Genomic DNA, 23,858 nt, shown 5'->3' on the forward strand with positions numbered 1-23,858 from the left:
AAATGCCTCTCTGACTACAATCAGATTATGGTCTATTCGCATAATACCCTAAAGCTGCTCCACCAGCAAAAAGCGCTGCTGCTCCACCTGCTACTGCTGCACCTATCTTCCAAATAGATACTCCAGCGACTACAAGAGGTAATGCTCCCCCATCTACATTCATCAACTCTTCTTCTGTAAGAGCTACAAAGTTCTGTTCCATTTTGTCAAAATTTGTCATCTTTTTTCTCCTCTTGTTCTATTTTTTCTAAATCTTATCTTCTAAAAAATGGGGTGCCAATAAATACACCGCGTAACAATAGACCTGTAATTAGACCCCGTTGATAACTTTCGTTGCTACCACCCACCAGCAAAGCTAAGTCGCTTTCCTTTAATACCTCAACAGTATACTTATCATTCATTTCATTCATCGCTTATCCTCCTAAAAACCTAAACCCCTACGAAATCCAAGGTACCAATCTGCAAGGGTCTTCGCCCAACTTTCTCCACCTTGAATATCGGTCAATTCTTCCGAAGTTAGCTCAACAAATCCATAGTAATGTTCTTTCATTATTTTATTCCTTTCTTTTTCCTCTCACTTATTTATTCGAAAAATAATTCGAAAATGTACAACTAAATTAAATTTTATTTCAAAAATAATTTAATGTACCATGAATAGAAAATCGGTAGATACATAAGCCAGACTCCTTTCTGTTTCCTCTTACTTATCTATTCGAAAAAAATTTCGAAAACGTACAACTAAATTAAATTTATTTAAAAAATAATTTAATGAACCACGGATACAAGATTGGTAGATACATAAACCAGACTCCTTTCTGTTTCCTCTTACTTATCTATTCGAAAAAAATTTCGAAAATGTACAACTAAATTAAATTTTATTTGAAAAATAACTCAGTGAACCATGGGTGAAACATTGATATAAACATGAACTAGGCTCCTTTCCTTTTCCTCTTACTTATCTATTCGAAAAAAAGTCAAAAAAATAAGAATATCAGAAAATTTTCCGACATTCTTATTGATAAACTCATCCAAGTCTAACAGATATTAGATATTAAGATGTTTTTTAAGGGTTCTTCTGGCTGTTCGTGATACGGGGAAATGCAAGCCTTCTAACAAGGTCACTTCTGTAGCAGTCATCTCTTCAATCGCCTGTAAACTGACTAAAGTATTGCGATTGGCATAGACAAAGTAATCTTTTTCAGCCTTTGCAGCGATATCCTTGAGACTGCCATAAATGGTCTTGATAGAATGATTGGCATAATAAACCTTGATACGGTGGGATTCCACTGAGGTTTCAAAGGCTAAAATCTCATGGTAGGGCAGAGTAAAGCCCCGTCTTCCCTCAAAACTATAGGTGAAGAGACACATATTTTCCCTCTTATCCACTGCTAATACATAGTCCAAACAGCGCTCCAGCTGATAACGGTAATCCTCCTCAGACTGATCCTTGGAAATAAAATCCAAGGCAGACAAGTGGTAGCTAAAAGCTAGAGGCAAGGCCTCCGAGTGCGTAGACACAAAGACAATGCTTGTAAAAGGATCCTGCTCCCGAACCTGTTGAGCAACCTGAAAGCCCCGTTCACGCTCTCCATCAATCTCTAAATCCAATAAATAGAGCTGGTAATTGTCAAAATACTGAGAATACTTTTCAACATCTCCATAGTTTTTGGCAATATCAATCTCCAATCTTAAATTACGAGAGCGACCGATATCTAGTAAAGTCTGCTCTATCCGTCCCTGCTGGACTCTATCGTCTTCCAAAACTAAAATTCTCATTCCTCTCCCCCTCGTTTCTCATCCTTAAATGGCAATTCTAAATCTTGTCTAAAGGTCGTCTCTCCTAGCTGGGTATCTAAGTTTAAATCATAATGAAAAATCATATCCTCCAAGGTTGCTAAGCCCAGTCCACTGTGGTTTCCCTTGGTCGAATACCCCTTTTGACTGAGAATACTGGGATTCAGTTCTTCTTTCTTACGAGTGTTTTCAATGATAAAACGGACACTCCTATCTCCTGCCAATAAAGCAACTCGAATCTGCGGATTTTCTGCATCACTGGCTGCCTCTAAGGCATTTGTCGTAAGGATAGAGAGGATACGGATAGCCTCCAACATCGGTAATGCCAGCTCTTCGACAACCCCCACCGTCTCCAAACTAAAATGAATTCCCTGATTATCTGCCACAATCATAGCTTTTGCCAAGGTATTACGAATGGCTATGTCATGGATATTGTGAAGATTAAAGGCTGTGTAATCTGCCTTTCTCAGCTTTTCATTGGTCTTTAGAAAGACATCTTGATAAATGGTAGACACCTCAGCCATGTCTTGATTCGCTATGGCAGGCTCCATGCTAGCGACAATCCCTGCAAAATCATGGCGGAAACCTCGAACTTCATCATAAAGATGACCCAGCTTATCCACCATCCCTTGCAAGGAACGATTTTCTTCTTCCTGTCTCTGAATGGTCTGCTCATCACGATAAACCTGCTCTAAGTGTCTGATATAAAAGAGCCAGGAGAAAAAGAGAATGAAAATCAGGAGAGAAATGGTCGTGTCAAAGCGAACGTAAAAAGAACTATTTCTATTGGTCATGAACGAAGAGAATATCCTAAATCCAGTCAGAGGTAGGATAATGAAAAAACTCTTACGATAGTGGGTTTTAAAAGTATCTGAAAAGAATAAATCCAAATCCAAAGACCAACGCTTCATAATTTTACAACATAGAAAGATTGATAATAAATCAAATATAGATATATATAAAGTAGAAAACGAATCTACGAAACAACAATGCTCACCAGATAATACACGAATCCAAATTGTCAAAAATAAATAACGAATACTTTGAAAGAAGAGAAAAAGATACAGAGAAAGAAAAAGAGATTCCCCTTTTCCCTTGTGCAATACTAATAAAAAAATACAGTAAAAGAAGAGAAGAACTCCTATATGAAATAATTCTCCAAATGTTTGACGAGCAGATAAACTAATTAAAAATATAAGTATCCAATAACGTTTTTTATAAAATTCTGGGGAAATTTGAGCACCCAAATAAATAGTAGGCACCATGGTTGAAACGACTACCAACAGAATATATAGCACAGAAACTAAGAATTCTAAAATAATCATAGAATAAAACGACTCCTAATTTATTTAAGCGAAATAATATTTATCTCCCCGATACAACTCTCTAGTTTTTCATACTTTCTGAAAAACAATACATCCACAAAAGGCTTTAGTTTCTTTTAAAATACAAGAAATCTAAAGCCTCTTGAAAATGATTTGCACGTTTTAATTTTATATTCGTTGTGAAGATTGCTTATCTATTTATTTTACCACAAGAACCTTGTAATATTCATACTTATTTGGCTGTGTAATCTTAATTTTTTGACCATAGAAACCATCGATTTCTTTGTCAAAATAATCTGAAAATCTTGATGGCAAGCGTTTCATCTTAAGAACCTCACCAGATTGGTCTGCATATACAAGTAAGTGATGGAGGGTTGTAGCCATACCATCATCAATCAGTACAAAGTAACCTGTTTTGAGCTTACCTTGTCCATTTTCTAAATAGTATAGTTTATTGTTATTGATTATAAAGTTATCAAATCGAAGTCGTACACCTGGGTCTTCTAGATAAAGATCATTGCCAACTTTTTTGATTTCTGATCTAGTTGTCATCTCTGGAAGTGGTAATACTCTACGACCATCTGCTCCAAAGTAATATCGACCTGGTAGATTTTGGAAATTACGAATAACTGCCTTAGGATCAATTTCTTGTCCTTCTTCTTTATTATCCACTAGAGCTAAGGTTGTATTTGCAACCTCATCCCCATATTTGTCGGAAAACTTCTTGAACTCAGGTTTGATGTACCAAGTATTTTTTTCAATAATAACATCGTCACCTTTAACATTTAGCAAATATTCTTGCCCATCTCCAAGTTTGACAATATCATGAATACTGTATCCAGCATCTTTTCTATTTGCTAGATAGCCATCCTTACCAATGACATAACTTTCCCCATCACTGGCTGGAACAGCTCTATCTGCGACCATAGCACCTGATTTTTCAAAGTAAGACCATTTACCATTTGGAGTCGCCCATCCTGTTGCCATAGCGCCACTGTCTTTGAGATAGTACCAAGTAGATCCTTCTTTGTACCAACCTGTACGCATGGCACCACTATTAGCTAGTGAGTACCATGTGTTACCTTCCTTGTACCAGCCTGTGCGCATAGCACCACTATCTGCTAGAGAATACCAAGTATTGCCGTCTTTGAGCCAGCCTGTCTGCATTTTTCCAGAACCGTCAAAGTGGTACCAAGAACCAGCATTTTGTACCCATTTATTTTTAGCAAGACTGCCATCTTGAGAAAGATTCCAGTCAGAACCATTTTTAACCCAAGTATCTGCAGCCTGTGCTTGATTGATAGACAAAAGTAGACCAGCACCTGCAAGCAAACCAAGTGTAAGTAGTTTAGATTTTTTCATAGCCATTTCCTCCTTTATCGAATAGTTATAAAAAGATATTTTTTCATCATAAACATTCTACATAACTCCTAATAATCCTTAAGAGTCAACCAACACCTTCTTTCTATCATCATTGCCCACCCCACACCTTTATGATATACTAAATATAAATATTTTCCTAAAACTTCTACTTTTGGAACATTTTTGGAGGCAAAAATATGCGGTGGGATATTGGTTCAGTTTATAAATACATTCGTAAGTCAAAAGGGATTACACAAAATGAGGTCTGTGGTGACTACATTACTCATTCTAACTTATCTAAGTTTGAAAATAATCATTCTACTCCTAGGTATGATACTATGGAGTTGCTTTTGAGGCAAATTGATATGAGTTTCGATGAATTTCATTATATTTGTCAACATTACCAAATGGATTCTCGTAAGAAATTATTTTCAGAATATTATCAAGTCATTTCTTCACCTAATCTAGAAGAAATGAAGACACTGCTATCAAAATGTCAAATTTATCTAGATGAAGTGCAGAATGATATCCCAATAGAACATGCTGTGAAAGAACTAACCATTTTTATAGAAGTGATTGAAAATCAGTTTTCCGATAAAGCTCAAGCCTTGGCTGAGGAATTATGGAAAGAATTGGAAAAAAGAGATCAGTGGTTCCTCTCAGATTTACGATTGCTAGTGATGATTATTTTCCATTTCCCTATTGATTCACTAGAAATGCTACGTCAAAGACTTGTAAAATCTCTAAATAAATACACAGATTATCGTCCAATTCAAAGTATTCATTACTCCATTCTAGCCAATATGACACGAATGTACCTTGAAGCAGGGAAGAAAGATGACTGTCTATGCTTAATTCAAGAATGTCTTGATTTAGCAAAAATATTGAAAAGATACGATTTATTAGGTGTAGCTCAAGTGCGTCTGGGAATCGTTAATGAAGATCATGCTATGATTAATAAAGGATTATCCTTACTCGAATCAACAGATGAAAGTCGATTACTAGAAGAAATGAAAAGAGAAGTTCGTGATTATTATCAAGCAGATTTTTTTGAAACAGAGGGCTAATAGTAACTATTACTTTATGAATAAAAGCGAACATGACTTCCTAGTAAACAAAGCTGTTCGCTTTTTCGTTTTACTCTGTCAGACGTCTTATTTCACAACAGAAACATTTCCTGTCTTACTATCGATTTTAACAGTTTGACCGTAGAAACCATCGATTTCTTTGTCACGATAATCTATAAATCTTGATGGCAAGCGTTTCATTTTAAGAATTTCACCAGATTGGTCCGCATATGCTAGGATGTGCTGGTGAGTAGTGGTTGCTCCATCATCAATTAATACAAAGTAACCTGTTTTGAGCTTACCTTGCTCATTTTCTAAATGGTATAGTTTATTGTTATTGATTGTAAATCTGGTACCTCCAAGACGAAGTCGTGCACCTGGATTTTCTAAATAGACATCATTGCCAACTTTTTTAATCTCTGAATAGGTGGTCATTTCTGGTAAATTTGTTACGCGACGACCATCTGCCCCAAAGTAATACCTGTTTGGTAAGTTTTGGAAATTCTTTATAACAGCTTTAGGATCAATTTCCTGTCCTTGATCTTTATTATCTATTAAAGCTAACGTCGTATTGGAAACGTGATCCCCATATTTATTAGAAAACTTTTTAAACTCTGGTTTGATATACCAGGCATTCTTTTCAACAATGACTCCATCTTTTGTATAAATAAGGTGATAATCATAACCATCAGACAAAGTAACAATATTTGTGATAATTGTATCATCCGCTTGAGATTGTTCAACCTGACTTGGGAGTTTGGTTAACAGATATCCATCCTTACCAATTACATAACTTTCCCCATCACTGGCTGGAACAGCTCTGTCTGCGACCATTGCACCTGATTTTTCAAAGTAAGACCATTGACCATTTGCAGTTGCCCATCCTGTTGCCATAGCGCCACTGTCTTTGAGGTAATACCATGTAGACCCTTCTTTGTACCAACCTGTACGCATAGCGCCACTATTTGCGAGTGAGTACCATGTGTTACCTTCCTTGTACCAGCCAGTACGCATGGCGCCACTGTCTGCTAGAGAATACCAGGTATTCCCATCTTTGAGCCAGCCTGTCTGCATTTTTCCAGAACCGTCAAAGTGGTACCAATAACCAGCATTTTGTACCCATTTATTTTTAGCAAGACTGCCATCTTGAGAAAGATTCCAGTCAGACCCATTTTTAACCCAAGTATCTGCAGCCTGTGCTTGGTTGATAGATAAAAGCAGACCAGCACCTACAAGCAGACCAAGAGTGAGTAGTTTAGATTTTTTCATAGTTATTTCCTCCTAAAATAGATAAATCCAAAGTAAGAAAATCTAATAGAAACAAAGTCAAAATAGAACTCCTAAAATTTCCAAGAACATAAGATAGAGACTAGTTTATCAAAAGTACATAGCCATCACCTTCTCCCAACTATAAAATAAATCCTTTTTTATATCTACATTATAGTCCTGGAAAAAAGGAAAGTCAATCAAAATTGTGATTATGTTAACATTTATATTTCAACAAAAATCAATCTATCTCTTCTTTTGATCTTCATTTCTTATCTCCTTTTGGAGATTGATTTTTCTGATTTCATTATATCCCTTATTTGTCCCCATATCTCTTCTGTCCCTAGAAAGACTAAATCTGTTCCTAAACGGTCACTTGAACCAAAGAAAAATTCCAAAGCAAATGCCTTGGAACTTCTTATCTTTATTTTGCTTGAATGATTTTAACCACATCTCCTACACTTTCCAGCTGGTCAATTTCCTCATCGCTGATTTCGATATTAAATTCATCTTCCAGTGTCAAGATAAACTCCATCAAGTCAACTGAGTCAGCATCCAAATCGTCTTTCAGACTCAAGGATTCTGTCACGACAAAGTCCTCTCCCTGTCGCTCTTGGATAATGGTCACAATACGGTCAAAAATTTCTTTTTCTGTCATCTCTTTTATTCTCCTGAAAATTCGCGCGCAGTCTGGGCAACTACGTCTGTTTTTAACATAGTACGAATCTGGCGAATCGTACTATAAACAGCCTTGGCATCGCTTGATCCATGAGTCTTGACAACCGGTGCCTTGACACCAAACAAGACTGCTCCACCAACATCTGAATAGTTGAGCTGTTTTTTCAAACCTCTGAGGCTGTCCTTGAGAAGAAGGGCTCCTAGTTTCGCTCGAAGACCACCACCTGTAATAGCTGTCTTGAGCAAGCCCATGATTCCCATGGCTGTCCCTTCAATAGATTTGAGCACAGCGTTTCCCGTGAAACCATCTGCCACAACAACATCCGCAACGCCATTCATCAAATCACGCGCTTCCACATTTCCGATAAAGTTTAAACTTTCATCAGCTGCTAGTAATTCGTAAGTTTCCTTACGAAGCGGGTCGCCCTTACTACTCTCTGTTCCGTTGTTAAGTAAGCCAACACGTGGTTGCGCAATTCCGCGGACATTTTTAGCATAGAAAGAACCTAGAACCGCGTATTGATGGAGGTGCTGGGCTGTATTTTCCGCATTAGCACCGAGGTCTAGCATGTCAAACCCCTTCCCATCTACAGTCGGCAAAGTCGACATAAGCCCAGGACGGTCAATATTCTTGATACGACCCACGATGAAAAATCCTGCTGCTAGTAAAGCACCTGTATTTCCAGCCGATAGGACAGCATCTGCTTCACCCTCTTTGACAGCCTTGGCCGCCAAGACCATACTGGCATTTTTCTTCTTCCGAATAGCTCTCGTAGGTTCATCGCCTGAATCAATCTTCTCATCCGTATGGATAATGCTGACGCGCTCTGTCGCTGTCAAATATTGCTTGATTTTAGCTTCATCTCCGTAGAGTTGAACCTCAATATCTGAAAAGTCAGCAAGGGCTTGATTGACACCCTCAACGATGGCCTGAGGTGCGTAATCGCCTCCCATGGCATCTACTGCGATTTTTTTCATTTCTTTTCCTCTTTTAGTAATTGTCCCCAGTCTGCTAGGGAATCAATAAATTTCTTTGATTTTAGGTGAATCCCAACGTACTCTTCGTAGAGTTGATCCATAAATTGGCGTAGTTCTTGCTTGATTTCAGACTTGAGCGAAATGGTCTCCAAGGTCTCAAAATCAATGGCTTGAAATTGATTGAGCAGATAGGGGATATTGGGATTGAGATGGCAACGTCTCTCATCTTCATGATAATGATCTGGACAGAGGCAGGCTCCATATTTGAAAGAAAAGTCAAAAGCCTGACCGACCCGATGGCAGAAGGCACACTCATTAAAATTGAGGCTAATTCCAAATCTGGTCAAGATTTGGATTTCAAAAATATTGGTCAAGACCTGATAATCCAAGCCTGCTTCCATCAACTCCAAAGTCTTTTGCAAAAAAGCAAACAAGGAAGCATCCTGCTGATTATCCTGCAAACTCGCATCTGCAAGAGCTGCTATGTAGGTCGCATAGGCCATGACAAAGAGGTCACTATTAATCTTGGGAAAAGTCATGACCTCGTGATAGTCCTCTATGTAGCTGAGCCCGTCATCATTGATTCGCAAGAGAAATCGTGCCAGCACCAAGGGCTGAATAACAGGAGCCAGTTTGGACTGACCAGCGTGTTTAACGAAAAACATGCGCTTGCCAGCCTGCTCTGTAAAAATCTTGACTAGCTTATCATCCTCACGAAAATTACGATTGTAGAGCACCAAGCCTTGACTCGTGATAGACTGAATCATGCTTCTCTCATGTACTCCTCAAGTCGTTTCATAGCTTCTTTGATAGTCTCCATGCTGGCTGCATAAGATAGGCGAACATAGCCTTCTCCGTAACGCCCAAAGGCTGCGCCAGGGATAAAGGCAACGGCCTTCTTCTGAGCAAAATCCTTCAAAAAGGCAAAGGAATCTTGATTGTAGCCCGCTGGAATCTTAGCAAAGATATAGAAGGCACCGTCTGGTTTGATAATCTCAAAACCAAGAGCAGTCATTTTCTCGATGATATAGTCCCGACGCTGGATGTATTCCTTCTTCATAGGTTCCGCATCGTTTTTACCAGCTGTCAGGGCTTCTACCGCAGCGTGTTGCGCCATGGTATTTGCGGCAGTGACCAAGTACTGGTGACTCTTGATCAACTGAGCTGTAAAGGCTGCAGGAGCGAAAATCAGACCCAAACGCCAACCTGTCATAGCATGCGATTTAGATAAACCATTGATAATGATAGCCTGATCTCTCAACATAGTTCCTAGAGACACATGGGCTTCGCCTGTGTAGGTCAATTCTGAGTAAACCTCATCACAGACAACAAAAATCTCATACTTGCGTAAAACAGCTGCCAAGGCTTTCAACTGCTCCCGACTATAGGTAATTCCTGTCGGATTAGCTGGATAGTTGAGAATAACCGCCTTGAGCTTGTCTCCCTGCTCCAAAATGGCCTTTTCCAACATCTCTGGAGTCAAGACAAAACCATTTTCAGTTGTGTCAATCTCGACAATCTCTGCACCAACCAGATTGACAATTGGTTCATAACCCGGATAAGCAGGAGCTGGCAAGAGCACCTTATCTCCTTCTTCTAAAATAGCTGTCAAAGTCGCAGATAAGGCCTCTGTCGCCCCAATTGTGACCAAGATTTCATTCTCAGGAGCATAGTCCAGTTGGTACTTTTCCTTAACAAAATCACTGGCTGCCTGACGTAAGGTCAGCAGACCACTCATCCCTGTATAGTAGGATTGGTTCTGGTCAATGGCTCGCTTGGCCGCCTCCTTGACATGATCTGGCGTTGTAAAATCAGGTTCCCCCAAGGTCAAACGCAAGACCCCAGGAATCTCCGAAATAGCCTGGTCAAACTGACGAATCAACGAAACTTGAATCTTATCTAACTGTTTATTAAAGCGCTTAGTTAAATCCATAGATACCTCCTACTGTCAAAACGTATCTCTATTATACTACAAAAGCCCCCCGACCGCAAAAATACATTAGAGAATAACGCTAGCATAACAAATTGAAGTATGTTAAAATGAATTTGTCTCAACTCCACTAACGGACTTAGTTTGGATTAGATAAGCGCGACAAAAAAATATAACCTGAGTTTAGTTTTAATGTAACTGGACAAAAAGAAATACCAGAGGTGGAGCTCTGGTATTTTTGTTTTTGCCAAGACTTCGTTACAGTTCTTGTAAGATTATTATCACATAATTAGCACTACTTGTCAAATAATTGTTAGCTCCACTTTCTATTTTACTTTTCCTGTTTACAGGTCTATAATGGTAACAGATTCTATTTGGAGGTTTTTATGTCATTTCTATCAAAAAATGGAGCAGGCATCTTGGCCTGCCTTCTCATTTCCATCCTATCTTGGTACTTAGGAGGATTCTTCCCTGTTATTGGCGCGCCCGTGTTTGCCATTTTCATAGGCATGCTTCTCCATCCCTTTCTCTCATCCTATAAACAACTGGATGCGGGATTGACCTTTAGTTCCAAGAAATTGCTCCAGTATGCCGTTATCTTGCTTGGTTTTGGTCTCAATATATCGCAAGTCTTCGCAGTTGGGCAATCTTCGCTCCCTGTTATCCTGTCCACCATTTCAATAGCCTTGATTGTTGCCTACCTCTTCCAGCGTTTCTTTGCACTGGACACAAAACTGGCTACCTTGATTGGGGTGGGATCTTCTATCTGTGGTGGCTCTGCCATTGCAGCGACAGCTCCCGTTATCCATGCCAAGGAAAAAGAAGTAGCCCAAGCCATCTCCGTTATCTTTTTCTTCAATGTCTTGGCTGCGCTCATCTTTCCAACCCTCGGCACTTGGCTTCATCTATCCAATGACGGCTTCGCCCTCTTTGCAGGAACTGCGGTCAATGATACTTCCTCTGTAACCGCCACAGCCAGCGCTTGGGACAGTCTCTACCAGACCAATACCCTCGAATCCGCAACCATTGTCAAACTCACACGAACTCTGGCTATCATCCCCATCACTCTCTTTCTCTCCTACTGGCAAAGTCGCGAGCAAAAAAATAAGCAAGACCTGCAACTGAAAAAAGTCTTCCCACTTTTTATCCTTTACTTCATCCTTGCCTCTCTCCTCACTACACTACTCACCTCTCTCGGTGTGTCCAGTAATTTCTTTACCCCTCTCAAACAACTCTCTAAATTCCTTATTATCATGGCCATGAGTGCTATCGGTCTCAAAACCAATTTAGTAGCTATGGTCAAATCCAGTGGAAAATCCATTGTTCTCGGAGCTATTTGCTGGATTGCCATCATCCTCACTAGTCTTGGTATGCAGACCCTTATTGGCATTTTCTAATACTCTTCGAAAATCTCTTCAAACCACGTCAACGTCGCCTTGCCGTAGGTATGGTTACTGACTTCGTCAGTTCTATCCACAACCTCAAAACTGTGTTTTGAGCTGACTTCGTCAGTTCTATCTGCAACCTCAAAACTGTGTTTTGAGCTGACTTCGTCAGTCTTATCTACAACCTCAAAACTGTGTTTTGAGCAACCTGCGGCTAGTTTGCTCTTTGATTTTCATTGAATATAACACAAAAGGTAGCCCATCAGCTACCTTTTCTTATGCTTCCTCAATTAAGCGGGTATGTTCTCTCTTAATGCAACGATTCATCACGATATCATCACATCCACCAGCACGCAAGATTTCTTCTGCTTCTAGACTTTCAAGTCCTAGCTGTGCCCAAAAAATCTTGGCATCAGCCTTAAGAAAATCACGCGCCACATCAGGCAAAAATTCACTGCGACGGTAAACATTGACAATATCTACAGGAAAAGGAATCTCAGCGAGACTAGCATAAGCCTTTTCACCCAAGATTTCGCCACCTGCCGCCTTGGGATTGACTGGGATAATTTTATAACCCCGAGCCTGCATTTCCTTAGTCACTCGATTGCTGGTTGTTTCCTCACGGTCTGACAAACCCACAACAGCAAGGGTTTTACTCGTTGCGAGATACTGACGAATCACGCCATCACTTGGATTGATAAATTCTTGACTCATAGAAATCCTCCTTTTTCTTCAGTATAGCACAATTTGAAAAGGCTTGCAGAATTCTACTACAAAAAAGGAGGACTAGCCCCCTTTTTATTTAGCCTCGTACCAGGTTGCCCCTTCATTTTCATCTGCGATGAGGGGAACACTGAGTTGAATAGCTTCTTCCATGGTTTGTTTGACCAATTTTTTCATCTCTGCCAATTCAGATTTAGGAACTTCAAGGACGATTTCATCGTGCACTTGTAACAGCATCTTGGTCTGATAACCACCTGCAACCAAGGCCTTATCTAGCTGGATCATGGCAATCTTGAGAATATCTGCCGCAGATCCCTGGATAGGAGAGTTGATGGCAGTTCGCTCCGCAAAACCACGAATGTTGAAGTTGCGCGAATTGATATCTGGCAACTCACGACGACGCTTGAAGAGAGTCTCTACATAACCCTTATCACGCGCCTCACGCACTACTTCATCCATGTAGTTTTTAATGCCCGGGAAGCGTTCAAAGTAGGTATCAATGTAGGCTTTGGCTTCCTTACGACTGATGCCCAGATTATTAGACAAGCCAAAATCTGAAATCCCGTAAACCACTCCAAAGTTAACTGCCTTGGCATTACGACGGTCATTTGCAGTCACATCCTCAGGACGCTCAATGCCAAAGACACGCATGGCTGTAGAAGTATGGATATCCGCCCCCTCTTGGAAGGCCTTAATCAAGTGTTCATCCTTAGAAATATGAGCCAAAACGCGCAATTCAATCTGTGAATAGTCGGAGCTCAGAAGGACACTATCCTCCCACTCAGGCACAAAAGCCTTACGAATGAGACGGCCTTGCTCCAAACGCACAGGAATATTTTGCAAGTTTGGATCCACACTAGACAAACGCCCAGTCTGGGTCAAATCCTGCACATAGCGAGTATGAATCTTGCCATCAGCCAAAATCCAATCCTGCAAGCCAATTACATAAGTCGATTGAATCTTGGCAATCTGACGGTAGTCTAGAATTTTCTTAACAATCGGAACAATAGGAGCCAGACGCTCCAACACATCCACCGCTGTTGAGTAACCCGTTTTAGTTTTCTTAGTGTATTCTAGAGGAAGACCCAACTTTTCAAAAAGAAGCACGCCCAACTGCTTAGGCGAGTTGATATTAAACTCCTCACCAGCCAACTCGTAAATCTCTTGAGTCAGTTTTTCAATGACAAGCTCATTTTCAGCCTGCATCTCAAGCAAGGTCTCTTTCTTGACCGTAATCCCAGCAATTTCCATCTTGGCAAGGACAAAGGCAAGAGGTTGCTCTATATCATAAAGAAGCTCTAATTGTCCATTTTCACTGAGTTTTTCAAGCAAAATAGGCTCTGTTTCGACCAAAACAGCAAGTTTACGCGCCAAATGTTCCAAGAATTTCTCGCGTTCAGGAATGGCTTTTTTGACACCCTTACCATAGAAAGTCTCATCATCGGCCAAATAAGTCTGACCATAAAGACTAGCGATGGTCGCAATTTCATTGTCCTCCACAGTCGAAAGGAGGTATTTAGCCAAACGGCTATCAAAGGCAGGAGCCTGCAAATCCACATCAAAACGATTCAAGAGAACTTTAGCCTTTTTAAAGTCATACACTTTCAGAGGTGTTTTTTCTAGAAAATCCTTGAAAATCGGGTCTTCCAAAAGTTCAAGCTTGTCTGTAGCATAAAGCTTATCCCCACAAGACCAGGCAAAACCAATCAAATCATCCGTATGGTAATTCTCACCAAAAAGCTCAAAATGGAAGATAGATTCTTCACTCAGCATATCTTGACTAACTTGGTCAACGATAGTAAAGTCCAAACTCTCAGCCACATCAGTCGAAGATGCATTTAAAGCCTGTTTGAGCTGTTTGAAGCCCATCTCATCGTAGAATTTCCCGAGATTTTCAACATCTGGACCACTATAGACCAAATCCTCCAAACCAATCTCAATCGGTGCCTTGGTATCAATGGTCGCCAGTGTTTTAGACAAAAAGGCCTGTTCCTTATCATTGATAAGATTTTCCTTCATCTTAGAAGCCTTCATCTCATCGATATTTTCATAAATCCCCTCAAGCGAACCATGCTCCAGCAAGAGCTTGATACCCGTCTTTTCTCCGATTTTGGTCACCCCAGGGATATTATCCGACTTATCTCCCATAAGCGCCTTGAGATCGATAAACTGAGTCGGTGTGAGACCCATCTTTTCCATGAGATAATCTGGCGTAAAAGCCTCAAATTCAGCCACACCTTTCTTGGAAATCTCAACCACCGTATGCTCATCCGTCAGCTGAATCAAGTCCTTGTCCCCACTGACAATGGTAATATCAAAACCATCCTGCTCTGCTAGCTTATCCAGCGTCCCAATGATATCATCCGCCTCATACTGAGCCAACTCATAATGACGAATCCCCATATGATCCAGCAACTCACGAATGAAGGGAAATTGCTCACGAAACTCATCAGGAGTCTTAGCCCGACCACCCTTATAGTCCGCATACATCTCTGTCCGGAAGGTCGTCTTTCCCGCATCAAAAGCCACCAAAATATGACTAGGCTCAACCCGCTCCAACAAATGGCTCAACATCAACTGAAAGCCATAAATCGCATTGGTATGCAAACCAGCCGCATTCTTAAAACGGTCCAACTGCTGATAGAGTGCAAAAAACGCCCGAAAAGCAACAGAAGACCCATCAATCAATAATAATTTTTTCTTATCCATACACCCATTATAAAGGAAAGCATCAAAAAATACCATTGGGAAGAGCCAGACCGAGTATTTTTCATCCTTTTTCCGAATAAATAGATAGAGCCAGAGAATCTAGTAAACCTAGGTTTGAAAATGTGCTATAATGAAAGGAGAAAGAGTATGGCATTACGTCATCCGGGCATCAGCCCAACCAATGACTTGGTAGCTAAGAAAATCTTTAGCAACCCAGAAATCACTTGTCAATTTATCCGCGATATGTTGGACTTACCAGCCAAAAATGTGACCATTTTGGAGGGAAGCAATATTCATGTCTTGCCCACTACACCGTACTCGGCGCAGGATTTCTATACCAGTATAGATGTTTTGGCAGAGTTGGATAATGGTACGCAAGTAATTATTGAAATCCAAGTTCATCATCAGAATTTTTTCATCAATCGCCTGTGGGCTTACCTTTGCAGTCAGGTCAATCAAAACCTAGAAAAAATTCGTCAACGTGAAGGTGACACCCACCAGAGTTACAAACACATCGCACCAGTTTATGCTATTGCAATTGTGGACAGCAATTATTTCTCAGATGACCTAGCTTTTCATAGCTTTAGCATGCGAGAGGATACGACAGGTGAGGTCTTAACCATCACAAACAATGGACAAGAAAACCATCTGGTTAAGATGGCATTCTTGGAATTAAAAAAATACAGAGAAACCAGCAAAGATGAGGTTCGTAAACCGTGGTTGGAGTTTTTTGGTAATAAGCCCTTTACTCAAGAACCCGAGCGAGCCATCAGCCAAGCAGACCAACTGCTAGATTACAAGAGCTGGTCCGAGGAGGACAGGAAAATGTTTAGCCAACTACGTATGCGAGAAGAACAGGCATTGTTAGCACAGGACTATGCCTTGGAAACTGCTAGGGCGGAGGGTATCGAACAAGGACTGGAACGAGGACGAGCAGAGGGTATCGAAGAGGGATTAAAAGTAGGTCTAGTAAATCTCGTTCGTCAAGGCCTTCTGACTTCAGAGGTTGCCATCCAGCAGTTAGGTATGACTGTCTCTGAGTTTGAAGAACTATTGAAAGAGCATCTCAAATAAGAACTAAAACAATACAGAGAAACCAGCAAAGACAAGGTTCGCAAGCCCTGGTTGGAGTTTTTCGGGAATAAACCCTTTACCCAACAACCTGAGCGAGCCATCAGCCAGGCAGACCAACTGCTAGACTACAAGAGCTGGTCCGAGGAGGACAGGAAGATGTTTAGTCAACTACGTATGCGTGAAGAACAAGCTTTGTTAGCGCAGGACTATGCTTTAGAAACAGCTAGGGCGGAAGGCATTGAAAAAGGACTGGAACGAGGCCGAGCGGAAGGTATTGAAAAAGGTTTAGAACGTGGGAAAGTTGAAGGAAGTTTGTCTATGCTATTAAATCTAGTCCGTCAAGGCCTTCTGACTTCAGAGGTTGCCAGCCAGCAATTGGGCATGAGCGTCGCGGAGTTTGAGGAGCTCTTGTAAGACCATACAATCACTAATAACATAAAAGTGAACAGGACTAAAATACTATCCTGTTCACTTTTTATGTTTTGCTATCCAACAAAGTACTCACAGAATTCTACACGACAAAAGAGAAGGCAAAGCGTCCCTCTCTTTCATATTTTTAATTAATTAGTTTTTGCGTTTCACAAATGGAAGTGCACCAAAGAATAATCCAAGGAATCCTAATGATGTAACCACAACATTATCTTTTCCACTAGTATTTGGAAGTTCTTTCTTGTCTTCTATTTTTGTAGCTTAAGCTTGATAAGTATTATATCAGCAAGTATCTGCTATAAAAAACTAAGCTAAAAATCTCCTAGTGACATAAACAAATTCAAACTACACCCACTCACCGTTTGCATTTACTTTGTAACCATTGATTGTAGTGCTAACAGCAAGGGCACCTGAGCTATAAGCATAGTACCACTTACCATCTACTTTGAACCAGCCAGTCTTCATAGCGCCTGAACCATCAAGATAATACCATGTACCACCTTGTTTCAACCAGCCAGTTTTCATAGCACCTGAATCATTAAGATAATACCACTTACCATCTACAAGTTTCCAACCTGTCTGCATAGCACCTGAGCCATCAAGATAATACCATGTACCATTTTCTTTTATCCATCTAGTACTCATTTTACCTAAACTGTCGAGATGGTACCAACTACCATTTATAAGTTTCCAGCCAGTTTGCATAGCACCTAAATCGTTTAAATAATACCAATTACCATCAACTTGTTTCCAACTAGTTCTCATCACACCAGTTTCATCCAAGTAATACCATGAACCATCTTTCAGCCAACCTGTCTTCATTCCATCTTCTTTAGAGAAATAATACCAGTCACCGTCAATTTTCTTCCATCCAACAGAACGGTTTCCTTCACTATCAATAAAGAATTTTTTACCATCAATTACAGCAATATTTGGTGTCAGAACACCATCTTTTAGATAGTAAGTTTTTTCATCTATTTTGATAAATCCAGTTTTCTTCTCACCATTTTCAACGAAATAATAAGTCTTGTCAGCAACTTTTACCAATCCCAACTGTTTGAAGCCATCTTTTTCATTCAGATAGTATTGTTTATCCCCTAAGATTAGTAGACCTTTTTTCATTACTCCATCAGTTTCAAAGTAGTAAGTCTTACCATCAATCTTTTGCCATCCAGTAACTTTTTTACCATCCTTGATATAGTAGACTTTACCACCCTCTGCTTTAAACTGACCGCTACTTGTGCTATTGTTAGTAGTAGCACTATTGTTCTGATTGGTATTAGCTCCGTTATTAGCTACATTTCCATTAGTCTGGTTGCTACTTCCTCCATTATTAGCACTACCATTATTTTGATTGGCATTACTTCCATTAGTTTGGTTATTATCTCTACGATATGGGTTTGTTTGAGAGGTATTGCTAGTATTACCTGAGGTACTAGTAGGTGCATACATATGGTAAAGAATACCATCTTCTACTCTGCTAGTAGTATACATATAGTTATCAATAGCTGGATGACTTGTATCAGATGTTGCTGCCCCTGTAACCGCTGCTTTGATATCAACTGGTCTACCATTTTGGAATGTCACAAAATGAATTTCCTTAAATGATGAAGTCGATTGAGCACCTGTAGACGATGTACCAGTTTCCGTACTTTCAGCACTTACTGGCTGAACTGTAGCTATAGCTAGCACTGAAGTTGCTAGCAAGATACCTGTAAGTGTTTTCTTCATAAGAAAACCTCCTTTGTTAACCTATTAAATTTATTTCATTATATCCCTTTTCTATAATTAGTGCAATAAAAAACATAAAAAGTGTAGAAAAATTTAAAAGTAAAAAAATAGAAATATTCAGAGTATTTAATTTATTATTTTATTTCCAAAACTCAGTATACTACAGTTGACAAAGAGCCAACAAAAAAAGCAGGAGATTCATCTCCTGCGATATTAAATAATTAATTATTTAACCCATTCACCGTTTCCGTTTACAGTGTAACCATCTACAGTAGTATTAACTGCAAGGGCACCTGAACCGTTTACGTAGTACCATTTACCACCAACTTCAAACCATTGGCTAGCTTTCATAGCACCTGAGTTTTCAAGGTAGTACCAAGTTCCGTTGTCTTTAACCCAACCAGTTGCCATCCAACCAGCTTGGTCGAAGTAGTACCAAGTTCCGTTGATTTTTTCCCAACCGTTAGTTGTGTAAGAACCATCAGCGTGTTTGTACCACCAGCGAGAACCTGATTGAATCCATTCTGCTTTTTTAGCAGGTGTTTCAGTTGATTGAGCAGTAGCAGATTGTCCTTGGAATGTTACATCTGTACGAGTAGCAACAACGATCTTTGCATTAGTATACAAATCTTTAGAAACTTTTAATTCACCTTTTAATTCTACATCTTTCCCATCTGTAGCAAGAGATTTTACTAGACGATATTTTACTACTGTTCCTTCAGCGAAACTTACTGGGAGTTCAGCGTCTACTTCAGTTCCAGCTGCATCAGCTTTAACTTTAGCTGTTGTTGTAACGATAGCTGATCCTGTTGCATCTGTAGTAACCGATACATATTTGACACCTTTAGAAGTAGGATATTCAAAATCAATAGCTACACCTGGGATTGGGTTTCCTTTACCATCTACAACATTTACACGAGCATGGTGTTTATCTTGTTCTTTAGCAGCTTGAGTAACCAATTTACCTGTTGCTGGATCTACCATACCAGGTTTAAGAACTACATTATCTGCTGAAACAGCTTGTACAGCACCAAATGCTGCAAGAGCGACTGCGCTTGTCAATAAAACTTTTTTCATCGTTTTATCTCCTTTATTTTTCATTATATTATTTTTCGTAAGACTACCTTACTACCATACAGTATATAAATATTTGCAGGATTTGTCAAGAGTTTTCTTATGTTTTTTAAACTTTTTACCTATTTCTTCGAAAAAAGGAGAAGAAAACTAACTCGCGAAAAATTCCCCCTGAAATACTCTAGCCTCCAAGTTGACATTTCACAAATACTCATCCCTCAGATGATATCTTTTATATCTAAACTATATAGATAGTTAGACAGAACTTACTTCCTTGGTATTATCTTACAAACCCTTGTAAAAGTCAAGTAAAAACGGCAAGTATTTTGATAACACTTGCCCTTTCATCAACTTCCTACTATTAGATTAGATGAAAGATCGAACTCACAGTAAAGCCTCAAACTCAGCAACGGTCATACCCAATTGCTGGCTTGCTATCTCGGAAGTCAGAAGACCTTGTCGAACGAGATTTACTAAACCTACTTTTAATCCCTCTTCGATACCCTCCGCTCGTCCTTGTTCAATACCACGTTCTAAACCTTGTTCGATACCTTCTGCTCTAGCTGTTTCCAAGGCATAGTCCTGAGCCAATAATGCTTGTTCTTCTCGCATACGTAGTTGACTAAACATTTTCCTGTCCTCCTCGGACCAGCTCTTGTAGTCCAGCAGTTGGTCTGCCTGGCTGATGGCTCGCTCGGGTTGTTGGGTAAAGGGTTTATTCCCGAAAAACTCCAACCACGGTTTGTGAACCTTATCTTTGCTGGTTTCTCTGTATTTTTTTAGTTCTTATTTGTGATGCTCTTTCAATAGTGACTCAAATTCAGCAACGGTCATGCCCAATTGTTCACTCGCAAATTCGGAAGTTAAAACATGTTGGCGAACCATATCTAGAAATGCGAAAAGTTTCCCACGTTCTAAACCTTGTTCAAGACCTTGTTCGATACCTTCCGCCCTAGCTGTTTCCAAGGCATAGTCCTGTGCTAACAAGGCTTGTTCTTCTCGCATACGTAATTGACTAAACATTTTCCTGTCCTCCTCGGACCAGCTCTTGTAGTCCAGCAGTTGATCTGCCTGGCTGATGGCTCGCTCGGGTTGCTGGGTAAAAGGTTTGTTCCCGAAAAACTCCAACCACGGCTTGCGAACCTCATCTTTGCTGGTTTCTCTGTATTTTTTTAATTCCAAGAATGCCATCTTAACCAGATGGTTTTCTTGTCCATTGTTTGTGATGGTTAAGACCTCACCTGTCGTATCCTCTCGCATGCTAAAGCTATGAAAAGCTAGGTCATCTGAGAAATAATTGCTGTCCACAATTGCAATAGCATAAACTGGTGCGATGTGTTTGTAACTCTGGTGGGTGTCACCTTCACGTTGACGAATTTTTTCAAGATTTTGATTGACCTGACTGCACAAATAAGCCCACAGGCGATTGATGAAAAAATTCTGATGATGCACCTGAATCTCAATAATTACCTGAGTGCCATTATCCAACTCCGCCAAGACGTCTATACTGGTATAGAAATCCTGTGCCGAGTAAGGCATGGAAGGCAAGACATGAATATTGCTTCCCTCCAAAATGGTCACATTTTTTGCTGGTAAATCCAACATATCGCGAATAAATTGACAAGTGATTTCTGGATTGCTAAAGATTTTCTTAGCAACCAAATCATTGGTTGGGCTGATGCCCGGATGTCTTAAAATCATCCTTTTCCTCCTTTTATTATACCACAGTTTTAAATCTAGGTTTGCTAGATTCACTGACTCTATCTATTTATTCGGAAAAGAGACGAAAAAAACCTGAGAATTATCTCAGGCTTGGTCATTAAATCTTTTTCTCAATACTGAAAAGTGGAGAAAGTGGGCGTTTTTCATGGATACGTACGATAGCATCACCCAGTAGATGAGCAATCGAAATCTGTTCAATCTTATCAATCAAACGCTCTTCTGGCAGATAGATGGTATCCAAAACAACCAATTTCTTAATAGCTGATTTTTGGATATTGTCCATAGCAGGACCAGAAAGAACTGGGTGCGTACAGCTTGCATAGACTTCAACGGCACCAGCTTCTGCAAGAGCATCTGCCGCATGACAAATCGTTCCAGCAGTATCAATCATATCATCAATCAAGATACAAGTCTTGCCTTCGACCTTACCAATGATGTTCATGACTTCACTAGTATTCATCTTATCAACGCTACGACGTTTATCAATAATAGCGATAGATGTTTTCAAAAATTCTGCCAACTTACGGGCACGAGTCACCCCTCCATGGTCTGGGCTGACAACCACATAGTCAGAACCAACCATGCCACGACGCTCAAAATAATCCGCAATCAGAGGAGCTCCCATTAAATGATCCACAGGAATATCAAAGAATCCTTGAATCTGCGCAGCATGCAAGTCGATGGTCAATAAACGATCCACTCCAGCTACTTCAAGCATATTTGCGACAAGTTTTGAAGTGATTGGCTCACGCGCTCTCGCCTTTCTATCCTGACGTGCATACCCATAGTAAGGCATGACAACATTGACAGATTCTGCACTCGCACGCTTCAAAGCATCCACCATAATCAAAATTTCAAGCAGATTGTCATTTACAGGCGAACTAGTTGATTGTAAGATAAAGACGTGTTTCCCACGGATTGATTCTTCGATGTTGACCTGAATCTCTCCATCTGAAAATTGGCGAACACTTGATTTCCCCAACTCTATCCCAATCTCCTGCGCCACACGTTCTGCCAATTCTTTATTAGAAGAAAGGGCAAACAGCTTTAAATCAGAAAAAGACATGATTTCCTCCGGTATATATGTATCACTTGTGCTTTTCACAAGATTTTCCATCTACCATTGTAGCGCTTTTTACACTATTTTTCAATCAAAAATAAAAGAAGGGCACCATATTTGTACCCTTGCATCATTCTTTTGAAAAATATTCTAGTTCATCAACTCATTGTGCTTCTCAACAAAGCGATAAGCCTGATAAAAACCATAAAGAGTAATAGCCGTAACCACTGGAATCGCTAAAGGCAACTCTGTCTCCAATTCAACAAAAGGAGAGTTAAATAAGAAGTGAGTTCCCAAGGCTAAACCTAGGAAAATAAACCCCTGTTTCTTGCCAACCTTCTGCCCTTTATAGGCTCTGTAAAGCAAGTAAACACCTACTACAGCCAAACCTGAAAAAGTCCAGTGAGAGGCAATTCCTGAGATGATACGCTCTAAAATTCGCGAAATAGTAAAGTCAAAACCCTCTGGTAAATCCGTACGAATGTAGCCAATATCCTCAATCATTTGGAATCCCAAACCAGAAGCAATCCCTAGTAAAAACAAAGATTTTAATTTTCGCACAGGAATCAAAGCTAAAACAAAGACAAGTGGCAATAATTTCAAGGGTTCTTCTACCAAAGGAGCCACAATCGCACTTTCAAAGGCATTTAAAAATGCACTATCTGGGAAAAGAACCCCCAGCAAATCATGGATATAGGTATTAGCAAAACTAGACAACCAGCCTGAAAGGAACATTCCCCCCAATAAAGACAAGATCAAGGAGTTCTTTGGCAATTCCCATTTTTTCCCAAAACGGAAAAGGAAATAAAGAGCCGGAATCATGTAAAAGAGAGCTAGAAAGATAGAAACTCCCATTAGTCCATATTCCGCAGCTGACATCGAACCGTCCGTATAGTAGATAGTTTCATACTGCAAACCAATACATAGCAATAAAATAAAAATAAATAAAATACTGTTTTTCTTCATACACTTTCTTTCTAAATAAAGTATTTACAATTCTACGACTGTCATACTTCCTGTATCCACATCGTAAATAGCACCAGAAATAATGACATCATCTGGTATTAGGGGAGACTCGATAAGGAGTTGCATATCCTCGCGTACACTCTCCTCTATATCCTGGAAGGGCAAAAAGTCCTGATCTGACACATCGACACCTAGTTCCTCTTTTAAATACTCCTGAAAAGGACCATTTTCAAAGGTCTGAGCACCACAGTCTGTATGGTGCAATACCACAATCTCTCTTGTCCCCATTTGTTGCTGGGAAATAACTAGCGAACGAATCATGTCTTCTGTCACTCGACCACCTGCATTCCGCAAGATATGAGCATCCCCAAGTGCTAATCCCAAAGCTTGAGCAACGTGCAGACGTGAGTCCATACAGGTCACAATGGCTACTCTAGTTTTGGGTTTAAGTGGCAGATTTAACTGCCCATGTAGGGCAACATAAGCCTGATTGGCTTGCATAAACTGTTCAAAATACGACACGATTCCCTCCTCGAAAATTTGATAGTCAAATATTTCTCCTATCTTATCATTTTTAAGAAGATT

Annotated in this window: 23 protein-coding genes and 2 pseudogenes; 4 read left to right on the forward strand and 21 right to left on the reverse strand. The window is 40.0% G+C overall.

The features are described from left to right. Nucleotides 1-25: 25 nt before the first annotated feature. From N8L33_RS03655 to N8L33_RS03680, 6 genes are all read right to left on the reverse strand, one after another. Nucleotides 26-220 (reverse strand): class IIb bacteriocin, lactobin A/cerein 7B family, encoded by a 195-nt coding sequence (locus N8L33_RS03655; protein ID WP_000180824.1) that lies wholly within the window; start codon nucleotides 218-220, stop codon nucleotides 26-28. 34 nt (nucleotides 221-254) lie between these two features. Then, nucleotides 255-410 (reverse strand): hypothetical protein, encoded by a 156-nt coding sequence (locus N8L33_RS03660; protein ID WP_261024449.1) that lies wholly within the window; start codon nucleotides 408-410, stop codon nucleotides 255-257. Between the two features lie 11 nt (nucleotides 411-421). Beyond that, the gene (locus tag N8L33_RS03665) at nucleotides 422-550 is read right to left on the reverse strand and encodes a smi_0059.1 family bacteriocin-like peptide (RefSeq protein ID WP_033686096.1); all 129 of its coding nucleotides are present in this window, start codon (nucleotides 548-550) and stop codon (nucleotides 422-424) included. A gap of 494 nt (nucleotides 551-1,044) precedes the next feature. Further along, nucleotides 1,045-1,776, reverse strand: coding sequence for a response regulator transcription factor (locus N8L33_RS03670; protein WP_261058476.1), 732 nt, complete (start codon nucleotides 1,774-1,776; stop codon nucleotides 1,045-1,047). Continuing rightward, entirely contained in the window at nucleotides 1,773-2,588 is an 816-nt protein-coding gene (locus N8L33_RS03675) for a GHKL domain-containing protein (RefSeq protein WP_261058477.1), read from the reverse strand. The genes N8L33_RS03670 and N8L33_RS03675 overlap by 4 nt, the downstream gene beginning before the upstream one ends. Nucleotides 2,589-3,317: 729 nt before the next feature. After that, entirely contained in the window at nucleotides 3,318-4,481 is a 1,164-nt protein-coding gene (locus N8L33_RS03680) for an N-acetylmuramoyl-L-alanine amidase family protein (RefSeq protein ID WP_261058478.1), read from the reverse strand. A 197-nt stretch (nucleotides 4,482-4,678) separates the two neighbouring features. Between N8L33_RS03680 and N8L33_RS03685 the strand changes: the two genes are divergently transcribed. Continuing rightward, on the forward strand, nucleotides 4,679-5,548 hold the full coding sequence (locus N8L33_RS03685; protein ID WP_219967316.1) for a helix-turn-helix domain-containing protein: 870 nt from the start codon (nucleotides 4,679-4,681) through the stop codon (nucleotides 5,546-5,548). Between the two features lie 87 nt (nucleotides 5,549-5,635). On the opposite strand, the gene N8L33_RS03690 is transcribed toward N8L33_RS03685, so the two are convergent. The 5 genes from N8L33_RS03690 to N8L33_RS03710 all read right to left on the reverse strand — a co-directional run bounded on the left by N8L33_RS03690 (nucleotide 5,636) and on the right by N8L33_RS03710 (nucleotide 10,403). Beyond that, nucleotides 5,636-6,817, reverse strand: coding sequence for an N-acetylmuramoyl-L-alanine amidase family protein (locus N8L33_RS03690; protein ID WP_261058479.1), 1,182 nt, complete (start codon nucleotides 6,815-6,817; stop codon nucleotides 5,636-5,638). Between the two features lie 421 nt (nucleotides 6,818-7,238). Then, complete coding sequence (locus tag N8L33_RS03695) at nucleotides 7,239-7,472, reverse strand: acyl carrier protein (RefSeq protein WP_219967318.1); 234 nt, start codon at nucleotides 7,470-7,472, stop codon at nucleotides 7,239-7,241. A 5-nt stretch (nucleotides 7,473-7,477) separates the two neighbouring features. Then, nucleotides 7,478-8,470 (reverse strand): phosphate acyltransferase PlsX, encoded by a 993-nt coding sequence (plsX, locus tag N8L33_RS03700; RefSeq protein WP_261058481.1) that lies wholly within the window; start codon nucleotides 8,468-8,470, stop codon nucleotides 7,478-7,480. Beyond that, nucleotides 8,467-9,237: a DNA repair protein RecO gene (gene recO / locus N8L33_RS03705; RefSeq protein WP_261058484.1), complete on the reverse strand. Its 771-nt coding sequence runs from the start codon at nucleotides 9,235-9,237 to the stop codon at nucleotides 8,467-8,469. The genes plsX and recO overlap by 4 nt, the downstream gene beginning before the upstream one ends. Further along, nucleotides 9,234-10,403 (reverse strand): pyridoxal phosphate-dependent aminotransferase, encoded by a 1,170-nt coding sequence (locus N8L33_RS03710; RefSeq protein WP_261058488.1) that lies wholly within the window; start codon nucleotides 10,401-10,403, stop codon nucleotides 9,234-9,236. Before N8L33_RS03710 ends, recO begins: the two co-directional genes overlap by 4 nt. Nucleotides 10,404-10,786: 383 nt before the next feature. Between N8L33_RS03710 and N8L33_RS03715 the strand changes: the two genes are divergently transcribed. Further along, entirely contained in the window at nucleotides 10,787-11,797 is a 1,011-nt protein-coding gene (locus tag N8L33_RS03715) for a YeiH family protein (protein ID WP_261058491.1), read from the forward strand. A 264-nt stretch (nucleotides 11,798-12,061) separates the two neighbouring features. Here N8L33_RS03715 and N8L33_RS03720 read toward each other — a convergent pair whose 3' ends face one another. After that, a complete protein-coding gene (locus N8L33_RS03720) occupies nucleotides 12,062-12,499 on the reverse strand; it encodes a CoA-binding protein (protein WP_000076477.1) in 438 nt (145 codons plus the stop codon). A gap of 84 nt (nucleotides 12,500-12,583) precedes the next feature. Further along, on the reverse strand, nucleotides 12,584-15,217 hold the full coding sequence (polA, locus tag N8L33_RS03725; RefSeq protein ID WP_261058492.1) for a DNA polymerase I: 2,634 nt from the start codon (nucleotides 15,215-15,217) through the stop codon (nucleotides 12,584-12,586). Between the two features lie 147 nt (nucleotides 15,218-15,364). On the opposite strand from polA, the gene N8L33_RS03730 reads away from it, so the two are divergent. Both N8L33_RS03730 and N8L33_RS03735 read left to right on the forward strand, forming a co-directional pair. Then, on the forward strand, nucleotides 15,365-16,291 hold the full coding sequence (locus N8L33_RS03730; protein WP_261058494.1) for an Rpn family recombination-promoting nuclease/putative transposase: 927 nt from the start codon (nucleotides 15,365-15,367) through the stop codon (nucleotides 16,289-16,291). Next, nucleotides 16,292-16,705: pseudogene (locus N8L33_RS03735) on the forward strand (RpnC/YadD family protein); the annotation flags it as partial. Between the two features lie 150 nt (nucleotides 16,706-16,855). On the opposite strand, the gene N8L33_RS03740 reads toward N8L33_RS03735, so the two are convergent. The 8 genes and pseudogenes from N8L33_RS03740 to N8L33_RS03780 form a co-directional block, all read right to left on the reverse strand. Further along, nucleotides 16,856-16,972, reverse strand: a complete 117-nt coding sequence (locus N8L33_RS03740; RefSeq protein WP_261034378.1) for an LPXTG cell wall anchor domain-containing protein — start codon at nucleotides 16,970-16,972, stop codon at nucleotides 16,856-16,858. Between the two features lie 93 nt (nucleotides 16,973-17,065). Next, on the reverse strand, nucleotides 17,066-18,451 hold the full coding sequence (locus N8L33_RS03745; protein WP_261058496.1) for a PspC family transcriptional regulator: 1,386 nt from the start codon (nucleotides 18,449-18,451) through the stop codon (nucleotides 17,066-17,068). Between the two features lie 225 nt (nucleotides 18,452-18,676). Next, entirely contained in the window at nucleotides 18,677-19,528 is an 852-nt protein-coding gene (locus N8L33_RS10190; protein WP_049534001.1) for an Ig-like domain-containing protein, read from the reverse strand. 381 nt (nucleotides 19,529-19,909) lie between these two features. Further along, a pseudogene (locus tag N8L33_RS10160) lies at nucleotides 19,910-20,311 on the reverse strand (hypothetical protein); the annotation flags it as partial. Beyond that, a complete protein-coding gene (locus tag N8L33_RS03765; protein ID WP_261058500.1) occupies nucleotides 20,312-21,226 on the reverse strand; it encodes an Rpn family recombination-promoting nuclease/putative transposase in 915 nt (304 codons plus the stop codon). Between the two features lie 118 nt (nucleotides 21,227-21,344). Beyond that, nucleotides 21,345-22,313 (reverse strand): ribose-phosphate diphosphokinase, encoded by a 969-nt coding sequence (locus tag N8L33_RS03770; protein WP_000010158.1) that lies wholly within the window; start codon nucleotides 22,311-22,313, stop codon nucleotides 21,345-21,347. 144 nt (nucleotides 22,314-22,457) lie between these two features. Beyond that, nucleotides 22,458-23,273 (reverse strand): PrsW family intramembrane metalloprotease, encoded by an 816-nt coding sequence (locus N8L33_RS03775; protein ID WP_261058504.1) that lies wholly within the window; start codon nucleotides 23,271-23,273, stop codon nucleotides 22,458-22,460. A gap of 24 nt (nucleotides 23,274-23,297) precedes the next feature. Next, the gene (locus N8L33_RS03780) at nucleotides 23,298-23,795 is read right to left on the reverse strand and encodes a beta-class carbonic anhydrase (protein ID WP_004237611.1); all 498 of its coding nucleotides are present in this window, start codon (nucleotides 23,793-23,795) and stop codon (nucleotides 23,298-23,300) included. Nucleotides 23,796-23,858 lie beyond the last annotated feature (63 nt).

Source organism: Streptococcus mitis (assembly GCF_946188695.1).
In the GTDB taxonomy this organism is placed as follows: Bacteria; Bacillota; Bacilli; order Lactobacillales; family Streptococcaceae; genus Streptococcus; species Streptococcus mitis_DF.

Bases quoted from the DNA above. Each gene is read 5' to 3' on its own strand.
- N8L33_RS03715 (WP_261058491.1), top strand. From the start codon at position 10,787: ATGTCATTTCTATCAAAAAATGGAGCAGGCATCTTGGCCTGCCTTCTC.
- N8L33_RS03775 (WP_261058504.1), bottom strand. From the start codon at position 23,273: ATGAAGAAAAACAGTATTTTATTTATTTTTATTTTATTGCTATGTATT.
- N8L33_RS10190 (WP_049534001.1), bottom strand. From the start codon at position 19,528: ATGAAAAAAGTTTTATTGACAAGCGCAGTCGCTCTTGCAGCATTTGGT.
- recO (WP_261058484.1), bottom strand. From the start codon at position 9,237: ATGATTCAGTCTATCACGAGTCAAGGCTTGGTGCTCTACAATCGTAAT.
- N8L33_RS03765 (WP_261058500.1), bottom strand. From the start codon at position 21,226: ATGATTTTAAGACATCCGGGCATCAGCCCAACCAATGATTTGGTTGCT.
- N8L33_RS03660 (WP_261024449.1), bottom strand. From the start codon at position 410: ATGAATGAAATGAATGATAAGTATACTGTTGAGGTATTAAAGGAAAGC.
- plsX (WP_261058481.1), bottom strand. From the start codon at position 8,470: ATGAAAAAAATCGCAGTAGATGCCATGGGAGGCGATTACGCACCTCAG.
- N8L33_RS03690 (WP_261058479.1), bottom strand. From the start codon at position 6,817: ATGAAAAAATCTAAACTACTCACTCTTGGTCTGCTTGTAGGTGCTGGT.
- N8L33_RS03720 (WP_000076477.1), bottom strand. From the start codon at position 12,499: ATGAGTCAAGAATTTATCAATCCAAGTGATGGCGTGATTCGTCAGTAT.
- N8L33_RS03670 (WP_261058476.1), bottom strand. From the start codon at position 1,776: ATGAGAATTTTAGTTTTGGAAGACGATAGAGTCCAGCAGGGACGGATA.
- N8L33_RS03685 (WP_219967316.1), top strand. From the start codon at position 4,679: ATGCGGTGGGATATTGGTTCAGTTTATAAATACATTCGTAAGTCAAAA.
- N8L33_RS03655 (WP_000180824.1), bottom strand. From the start codon at position 220: ATGACAAATTTTGACAAAATGGAACAGAACTTTGTAGCTCTTACAGAA.
- N8L33_RS03675 (WP_261058477.1), bottom strand. From the start codon at position 2,588: ATGACCAATAGAAATAGTTCTTTTTACGTTCGCTTTGACACGACCATT.
- N8L33_RS03730 (WP_261058494.1), top strand. From the start codon at position 15,365: ATGGCATTACGTCATCCGGGCATCAGCCCAACCAATGACTTGGTAGCT.
- N8L33_RS03710 (WP_261058488.1), bottom strand. From the start codon at position 10,403: ATGGATTTAACTAAGCGCTTTAATAAACAGTTAGATAAGATTCAAGTT.
- N8L33_RS03680 (WP_261058478.1), bottom strand. From the start codon at position 4,481: ATGAAAAAATCTAAACTACTTACACTTGGTTTGCTTGCAGGTGCTGGT.
- N8L33_RS03695 (WP_219967318.1), bottom strand. From the start codon at position 7,472: ATGACAGAAAAAGAAATTTTTGACCGTATTGTGACCATTATCCAAGAG.
- N8L33_RS03665 (WP_033686096.1), bottom strand. From the start codon at position 550: ATGAAAGAACATTACTATGGATTTGTTGAGCTAACTTCGGAAGAATTG.
- N8L33_RS03770 (WP_000010158.1), bottom strand. From the start codon at position 22,313: ATGTCTTTTTCTGATTTAAAGCTGTTTGCCCTTTCTTCTAATAAAGAA.
- N8L33_RS03745 (WP_261058496.1), bottom strand. From the start codon at position 18,451: ATGAAGAAAACACTTACAGGTATCTTGCTAGCAACTTCAGTGCTAGCT.
- polA (WP_261058492.1), bottom strand. From the start codon at position 15,217: ATGGATAAGAAAAAATTATTATTGATTGATGGGTCTTCTGTTGCTTTT.